Here is a 6,963-nt window from a genome sequence, read left to right as displayed (position 1 = left end):
TTGTGGAAGCCTTGGAAGCTTTTCGGACAGCGATGTCTTTCCGTTTCTTTGAGTGGCTGACCGAGAATCGGGATGTGTTTGCCGCTTACAAAGCCAGTTTAGGCTTTGTTTGGGCTTGAAATTTGTTTAAGTCCCAATAGTGAACAGCAATCAGTGAACTGAAAACTCACATCTGATCACTGATAACTGATCACTGACTTCTCAACCCCTGCTATACAATGGTTTTTGACTTGTTTTTTGGAAGGGAACGCTAAACTATGTATTCGATCGATATTACCCTGAAACTCTCCCCCATCCCCATTTCCGTGCAGCGCAAGGAAGAAGCAGCAGCAGACGCTTTGTATCAAACAATTATTAACGCTATGCGATCGCCGAATCCGGAATTATTAGAATTAACCTGTGAAAAACAAACCGATAAAAAGGTGGCGGTTTTGAGCGATCAGATCAGTGCGGTGATTGTTTCACAAAAATCCGGGGCTGCCTCCACCGGTAGAGCGCCGGGGTTTGTCGCTTTAGCCACAGAATAGTTCTTTAATCAGTTATCAGTGAGCAGTAATCAGTAATCAGTGACAAGAAAACGGCAACCGCCTACATAACACTTTCCACTCACAACTCAAATCTGATCACTGATAACTGATAAGCTGTTCATCATTTAAATTGCTTGTTGAGACGAGGCAAGAGGCACTCTTGCAAGAGGCAACAGTAAAGGGATTGGAGGAGATTCGGCTGATCATTAAGAATAAGCGGTTTAAATAGGGTTTGCGGCAAAAAGTACGGGCGAAGCATTCGGATAGAAAATCTACGGTTTCATCGATAGGTTATTGCCCGAATGCTTCGCCCCTACAGGACTCGGGCCGATGAAGACGCAAGGTTTGGAAGCACGATTCTCTCAAAATCTTGCACCTGTGGGAGCAAGAAAAGCCACAAAACCCCTATCTTGCCCACATTTCACATTGATTCAGCAAGCCTTAAATAAGTCTTAGCTTAACTGATAACTGATCACTGATAAAATCATAATTCATGACTATAAAAGTAAAAGATCTCTGGTTTAGCTGGCCGAATGGGAAATCAGTATTAAATGGCTGCTCTTTGCAAGTTCCCAGAGGAGAATTTTGGATGTTGTTGGGGACAAATGGCAGCGGTAAATCAACCCTGCTGCGGCTCTTAGCGGGATTATTAAAACCTAGTCGCGGGGAAATAGAGATACCTAACCCCCTCGGTTTTGTTTTTCAAAATCCCGACCATCAGTTAGTTATGCCAACAGTGGGGGCAGATGTGGCTTTTGGGTTGGTATCCGAGGGTTTATCCACGCCGGCAATTCGGGCCCGGGTGCGGGAATCCCTAGGGGCGGTGAATTTATTAGAAATGGAAAAACGACCGATCTATGCTCTCAGTGGCGGACAAAAGCAAAGAATCGCCATTGCGGGGGCTTTAGCTCGTCATTGCGAGGTTTTGCTCTTTGATGAACCCACCGCCCTTTTGGATGGGGATACCCAGTTAGAATTAGTCTCTCAAGTGCAGAAATTGGTCAAAAACCGGGGGATTACAGCCCTTTGGGTGACGCATCGCCTGGAGGAATTGGATTACAGCGATGGGGCATTTTTGTTAGAGGGGGGCAAGGTAACGGATCGGGGAAATCCCCTAGACTTAAAAGCGAGATTATTGGCAAGTGCGGCGGTTGAATCTTAAATTTTTTGTTAATATCATTAGGATGCTGTTTTTTAGAACTGCCTTTAATGCCACACCAATCACTCTCAAAGCCATGGTTAATTCCTCTGATCGTTCCCTTCTGCTGGTTGACGGCTACAACGTCATCGGCGCTTGGCCGTCCCTGAAAAAAATTAGCGATCGCCACGGTCTCGAACCGGCGCGAGACAAGTTAATTGAAACCCTAATCGGTTACACCCACCATCAGGGTTATCAAACCCAAATCGTCTTCGATTCCTACCTTCAAGATACCCCCGGCAGCCAAGAACGCTACACTAACCATTTATCGGTTTATTTTACCGCTCACGCTCAAACCGCCGACACCTATATCGAGAAAACCTGCGCCGATTTTTGGCACGATCGCGCCCCAGCTATCGGACGGATTATCGTCGCTACTTCTGATAATGCCCAAAAAATGACCGTTATGGGTTATGGGGCCCAGTGGATTTCCGCTCAACGTCTCGAAATCGAGGTGGATTTAACCGGTCGTCGTCTGAGAAAATCCCAGAGTTCTTCTCAAAGTCCCAAAGGGCGTTTTTTATTCCATTCTCTCGATGCTAAGGTGCAACAGAAATTAGAGAAAATGCGCCACGGAATTAGTTATCAAAAACCTTGACAAATTACCTCAAATATGTATCGACAAAAATCCCCCGTAGAGGCACAGGTAACTAACTGTGTCTCTAGGTTTTTAAAGGTCAGTTGCGGTTCGGGGGATTTTGTCAAAAGCCGGCCGCTCTCAACTACTCGTTTCACAGCTGCAATTCTGCTAAACCTAAATAATTAATTCCCGTGGGTGTCACTTGGAAGCGACAGGGTAAAACTTTGACTCCTTTAGCCACTGCTTGACGCAATAACTGCCCGTATTTAGCATCTTTACTATCCCCCGGAGCAAATCGGTCACAATCACCCCGATTAATAAAGTAGAGCATAATCGCCTCCGCTGCTGGCAATAAAGCCATTAATTCCTGTAAATGCTTCTGTCCTCGCGTGGTGACAGTATCGGGAAAAAGTGCCGTTTCTCCCTGATTCCAAGTGGTATTTTTGACCTCAATATAGGTGAGGGAATTATCCCCATGGGTCAACAGAAAATCAATTCTACTGCCGTTATTTTGACCGTAGGCCACTTCCGATCGCACCTCGGTGTCATTTTTGACCAAATCGGGAAAAACTCCTTGCAACAGGGCATTTTTCACCACCTGATTAGGAAGATTGGTATTAACTCCCACCCAAGTCTCCCCCAGTTGAATCATCTCCCAGGTATAAGCTAATTTTCGCTTCGGGTTATCACTGCGAGAAAGATAAACCGGTTGACCTTCTACACATACATCTGTCATCGGTCCGGTATTAGCGCAATGGGCCGTAATTAATTCTCCGTTGTCCAGTTGTATGTCGGCAAAAAAGCGTTTGTAACGTTTAATTAAAATACCCTTGACAAGAGAAGGGTAAGTGTGGACTAACAAGGAAGTCATCAAATTTCTGCCGAGGAATACAAAGTAAAGAATAGCCTTTTTTTGGGATATTAACCTGAAGACAGGAGATGGGGAGATAGGGAAATTTCAGCTAAATTCCCCACTACCCCACTACCCCACCACCCCACCACCCCACCACCCAATTCATAATTCATAATTCCCAACCCCCAACCCCTATTCCCGAAAAACCGATAACCGTTCAGGTACAATAAAACCTTGAGGCTTAATAGACATTGAGATTATGGGTAACACTTTCGGACGACTATTTCGGGTTTCCACTTTTGGAGAATCTCACGGGGGTGGGGTAGGAGTGGTTATCGATGGTTGTCCCCCGCGCTTAGAAATTTCCGAAGAGGAGATTCAAATCGATTTAGACCGTCGCAAACCGGGACAAAGCAGAATCGTGACCCCGCGCCGAGAAAATGACATTTGTGAGATAATTTCGGGCGTTTTTGACGGCAAAACCCTCGGTACACCGATCGCTATTTTAGTGCGGAATCAGGATGCTCGTTCGCAAGATTACAACGAAATGGCCGAGAAATTCCGACCTTCCCATGGGGATGCTACCTACGAAGCAAAATACGGCATTCGCAACTGGAAAGGAGGAGGCAGATCCTCGGCCCGGGAAACCATCGGCCGGGTGGCTGCAGGAGCGATCGCTAAAAAAATCCTTAAATCTGTCTATAATGTCGAGATTATCGGCTATGTGAAGCGAATTAAAGATATTGAGGCAATCATCGACCCCAACACCGTCACCCTCGACGAGGTGGAAAGTAATATAGTGCGTTGTCCCAACGGGGAAACGGCCACCAAAATGATCGCCCTGATCGACCAAATTCGCCTGGATAAGGACTCGATCGGCGGTGTGGTGGAATGTGTAGCCAGAAATGTGCCGAAAGGTCTAGGAGAACCCGTTTTTGATAAGCTAGAAGCCGATTTAGCTAAGGGGATGATGTCCTTACCCGCGAGTAAGGGATTTGAAATCGGATCGGGATTCGCGGGAACCTTCTTAACCGGCAGCGAACACAATGACGAGTATTTTATCGATGATAACGGGGAAATTCGCACCAATAGCAATCGTTCGGGGGGTATTCAAGGAGGAATTAGTAACGGTGAAAATATTATTATCCGCATCGCTTTTAAACCGACCGCAACTATCGGTAAAGAACAAAAAACCGTGACGCGCACCGGGGAAGAAACCACCCTGGCAGCCAAAGGAAGACACGATCCTTGTGTTTTACCCCGGGCCGTCCCCATGGTGGAAGCGATGATGGCTTTGGTATTATGCGATCATCTGCTCCGTTTTCAGGGACAATGTACGGTTAGCGATCGCTTTTTCTAAACCTTTACCCGCGATGAAATTTTTATTCCTTCATTCCAATTTTCCCGCCCAATTTCGCTATTTAATCACGGTTTTGGCTCAAGAACCCCGAAATCAAGTTATTTTCGGCACTACCCGGCAGGAGGGAGAGATAGCGGGGGTAAAAAAATTTATTTACAAGGAAAGTCGCGCTGTTTCCCCCCAAACCCATCATTATGTCCGTCCCCTTGAAAGTGCGGTTTTACAAGGTCAAGCGGTTTATGGTGTTTGCCAACAACTGAAAAATCAAGGATTTTATCCCGATATTGTCTATGCACATTCTGGCTGGGGGCCGGGCCTATTTATCAAGGATATTTTCCCGAAAACTAAGTTTTTAGCCTATTTTGAATGGTTTTATCATGCCCATGGTTCCGATGCTGATTTTGATCCGGCGGATCCCCTTAATGCTGATGCCGAGGCCCGGATTAGAATTAAAAATGCCCCGATCCTCATCGATCTGGTCAGTTGCGATCGAGGTTTAGCACCGACTATCTGGCAAAAACAACAATTTCCCCGCGAATTTCACTCAAAACTCACGGTTTTACACGATGGCATCGATACGGACTATTTCTGTCCCCGTCCCGATGTGCAGTTAGTCATTCCAGAGATAGGTTTAGATTTATCCGGTGTTAAGGAGATTGTCACCTATGCAACCCGGGGAATGGAACCCTATCGCGGTTTTCCCCAATTTATGACGGCTGTTTCCCTAATTTTAGCCCGTCGGCCTAACTGTCATATCGTGATTGTCGGGGAGGATCGGGTTGCTTATGGGAAAACTCTACCGGACGGCAAAACCTATAAACAATTGATGTTAGAAAGCCTTTCTTTGGATTTATCCCGGGTGCATTTTACCGGTTCTCTGCCCTACGGTCAATATAAACAGGTTTTACAGGCATCGGCCGCCCATATCTATCTTACTCGTCCTTTTGTGCTTTCTTGGTCAATGTTAGAGGCTATGGCGATGGGTTGCGTCGTGATTGGTTCCGATACTCCCCCCGTGCGAGAATTAATTACCGATGGGGAAAATGGTTTATTAGTGGATTTCTTTTCTCCCCAACAAATAGCCGATCGCGTGGATGAAGTGTTAGATTATCCCCAGGGTTGGCAAAATCTGCGTTTAAATGCCAGGGAAACTATCAAGCAACGCTACGACCTCAAACAATGTTTACAGGATCATCTAGATTGGTTATTGGGTTGATTTTTCAGTGATCAGTAATCAGTGAACAGCAATCAGTGAATAGTAAACAGTAATCAGTGAAAAGAAAGCTGCGAACTTGCCAGGTAATTAGTCATTCTCAATAAGTCCGTCATTATTGAGAATGACTAAACATAGAAGTATTACCGGGTAAGGGTTTCTCAATCAACATATAGCGGTAAGCGCTTGAGTGAGATACAGACCAAGCTTTGCCTAGCATGGTTTATAGCTCGTGACACTGTACCTCATACGACTGCACACCGCTATATATGAAATACTTATACTAAATCCAGTTATTAAAGACTGATTATCTATTCCTCCTTTTGCCTCTTGCCTATCCTGATATGTAACATATACTCAACGGATTTAGTATTACCTGCTCGTCTTTCTTCTAATAATACGGAGGCGATGAAACGGTTAAAAACTTGTTCCCTTTTGATAGAATATTGAGAATTTAATTCTCGGCATTCTGCAACTCTTAAGTTAACCCATAATCTTTAGATAGGCGGAAAAAATCACCATTTTATATTGTTATGTTGATTCAATAACTTTTATCCCTGCTCTAAATTCCCGCAGTGCTTGAGCATGATTTTCTATACTAATACAACGCATCAATAAACCTACATCTAAACTCGGTAAAAGTTGCGATTTACTAACAGCCTCATATACCTCATTTCCTAAACTATAAAACAATAACTCATCATTCATCCAAAACCAAACTTCAGGGATTTGTAACCGTTTGTATGCTTCCAGTTTATTAATTCCTCCACTACTAACAACCACCTCAATCACTAAATCAGGATGTTTTCTATTTGCTCCCAACTCATAGGATTTATCACCTTCTCTTTTAACCTTTTCAAATTCATTTTCTAAGGTGACAGAACCAGTAGGAGTAAAATCTAATCCCAAAAATTCTAAATAAATTTCTAGTAAAGCACCAATACGTTCTTTGATGGTTTCGTGTTTTTTCCCTGGCATTTTTCTAATCTCCAAAACTCCATCTAAAAAAGATAACCTTAACCCTGGGCGATCGATTAGCTGTTCAACAGCTTTAAATTCTCTCCAGGTTAAGTCACTAATTAAAATTGGTTCTGCTTCTCGTTCAATGAATGTAGTTATCATAATTTAAACCCAAATTTAGAGTGAATTTTGTTGACTATGATATGATATAAAAACAGAGTATCATAAAAAACATCATGCAAGCATACAAACTCAAAGGAAAAATTGATCAA

General features: G+C 44.0%; 7 protein-coding genes. 5 read left to right on the top strand and 2 right to left on the bottom strand.

What is annotated here, in order from left to right:
* Window positions 1–257: 257 nt before the first annotated feature.
* The 3 genes from IM477_RS06585 to IM477_RS06575 all read left to right on the top strand — a co-directional run bounded on the left by IM477_RS06585 (window position 258) and on the right by IM477_RS06575 (window position 2,323).
* Window positions 258–527: a UPF0367 protein family gene (locus tag IM477_RS06585; protein ID WP_002756830.1), complete on the top strand. Its 270-nt coding sequence runs from the start codon at window positions 258–260 to the stop codon at window positions 525–527.
* 493 nt (window positions 528–1,020) lie between these two features.
* The gene (locus IM477_RS06580) at window positions 1,021–1,689 is read left to right on the top strand and encodes an energy-coupling factor ABC transporter ATP-binding protein (protein WP_190717991.1); all 669 of its coding nucleotides are present in this window, start codon (window positions 1,021–1,023) and stop codon (window positions 1,687–1,689) included.
* Window positions 1,690–1,711: 22 nt separating this feature from the next.
* A complete protein-coding gene (locus IM477_RS06575; RefSeq protein WP_287731018.1) occupies window positions 1,712–2,323 on the top strand; it encodes an NYN domain-containing protein in 612 nt (203 codons plus the stop codon).
* A 133-nt stretch (window positions 2,324–2,456) separates the two neighbouring features.
* Here IM477_RS06575 and sfsA read toward each other — a convergent pair whose 3' ends face one another.
* A complete protein-coding gene (sfsA, locus tag IM477_RS06570; RefSeq protein ID WP_287731017.1) occupies window positions 2,457–3,176 on the bottom strand; it encodes a DNA/RNA nuclease SfsA in 720 nt (239 codons plus the stop codon).
* A gap of 241 nt (window positions 3,177–3,417) precedes the next feature.
* On the opposite strand from sfsA, the gene aroC reads away from it, so the two are divergent.
* Both aroC and IM477_RS06560 read left to right on the top strand, forming a co-directional pair.
* Window positions 3,418–4,518, top strand: a complete 1,101-nt coding sequence (aroC, locus tag IM477_RS06565; RefSeq protein ID WP_287731016.1) for a chorismate synthase — start codon at window positions 3,418–3,420, stop codon at window positions 4,516–4,518.
* Between the two features lie 13 nt (window positions 4,519–4,531).
* Window positions 4,532–5,734, top strand: a complete 1,203-nt coding sequence (locus tag IM477_RS06560) for a glycosyltransferase family 4 protein (RefSeq protein ID WP_287731015.1) — start codon at window positions 4,532–4,534, stop codon at window positions 5,732–5,734.
* Window positions 5,735–6,262: 528 nt separating this feature from the next.
* On the opposite strand, the gene IM477_RS06555 is transcribed toward IM477_RS06560, so the two are convergent.
* Window positions 6,263–6,853 (bottom strand): Uma2 family endonuclease, encoded by a 591-nt coding sequence (locus IM477_RS06555; RefSeq protein ID WP_287731014.1) that lies wholly within the window; start codon window positions 6,851–6,853, stop codon window positions 6,263–6,265.
* Window positions 6,854–6,963 lie beyond the last annotated feature (110 nt).

This window comes from Microcystis sp. M090S1, from assembly GCF_020246295.1.
In the GTDB taxonomy this organism is placed as follows: domain Bacteria; phylum Cyanobacteriota; class Cyanobacteriia; order Cyanobacteriales; family Microcystaceae; genus Microcystis; species Microcystis aeruginosa.
Note: the sequence above shows the minus strand (reverse complement) of the source record. Positions and strands in the feature narration are given on the sequence as shown.

Coding starts and splice junctions, on each gene's coding strand:
- IM477_RS06585 (WP_002756830.1), top strand. CDS start 258: ATGTATTCGATCGATATTACCCTGAAACTCTCCCCCATCCCCATTTCC.
- IM477_RS06580 (WP_190717991.1), top strand. CDS start 1,021: ATGACTATAAAAGTAAAAGATCTCTGGTTTAGCTGGCCGAATGGGAAA.
- IM477_RS06575 (WP_287731018.1), top strand. CDS start 1,712: ATGCTGTTTTTTAGAACTGCCTTTAATGCCACACCAATCACTCTCAAA.
- sfsA (WP_287731017.1), bottom strand. CDS start 3,176: ATGACTTCCTTGTTAGTCCACACTTACCCTTCTCTTGTCAAGGGTATT.
- aroC (WP_287731016.1), top strand. CDS start 3,418: ATGGGTAACACTTTCGGACGACTATTTCGGGTTTCCACTTTTGGAGAA.
- IM477_RS06560 (WP_287731015.1), top strand. CDS start 4,532: ATGAAATTTTTATTCCTTCATTCCAATTTTCCCGCCCAATTTCGCTAT.
- IM477_RS06555 (WP_287731014.1), bottom strand. CDS start 6,853: ATGATAACTACATTCATTGAACGAGAAGCAGAACCAATTTTAATTAGT.